This is a genomic window from Pseudomonas sp. 30_B, from assembly GCF_017491605.1.
Classification (GTDB): Bacteria; Pseudomonadota; Gammaproteobacteria; order Pseudomonadales; family Pseudomonadaceae; genus Pseudomonas.
On record NZ_JAFGYY010000101.1, the window covers coordinates 1 to 617 of the forward strand.

Sequence of the window (617 nt, forward strand, 5' to 3'; positions counted from 1 at the left end):
GGGCAGATATGTATCTTACTGCTTCTGTGGGAATCACTGTTCCGTCAGCGTCGGTTGTGCGAAGCGATCTAACCGCTATTGATTACAGTACGGTAAGTGATGTTGTTTTCGACCCCACTCAAACCGTAGGTGTCAGTATCAACGTTGTAACACTGGATGTTAATAATAGCTATACAATCCGATATAGAGCATCTTCAGATTCGAGCTACATTTCAATCACTGTTTCATCTACCAGCACCCCCTCAATTGAAGGAATCTACTCTGCGTTTGAAACAGCGGTGCAAAATAACCATCAAGACTTATACACAAGCAGGGAAAACGGGAGACTCTTCATCAGACCTGTCACTAACTTTCAACTCTTTGATTTTGAAGTTAGTGATAACCTAGCAATTAGTAAAGTTGTTAAGACGGTGGCTGTAGAGGCATCGGTTGCAGGACCAATCGAACAGGCCGCGAACACCATTGCTACAATCAGAACTCCTGTACTTGGGTGGGATAGTGCCACAAACCCACAAGCTGCATCGGCAGGAAGATACGAAGAAACAGACGAGCAACTACGAGCACGCTGGAGAAACACAAAGTTTCAGTTTGCTACCAATATTGTTGAGTCGTTATAT

General features: G+C 44.1%; 1 protein-coding gene. It reads left to right on the top strand.

Going from position 1 to position 617, the window contains the following annotated elements:
- Positions 1 to 617: baseplate J/gp47 family protein (locus J5M67_RS27410; RefSeq protein WP_207888541.1), on the top strand; the 617-nt coding region annotated here is incomplete at both ends.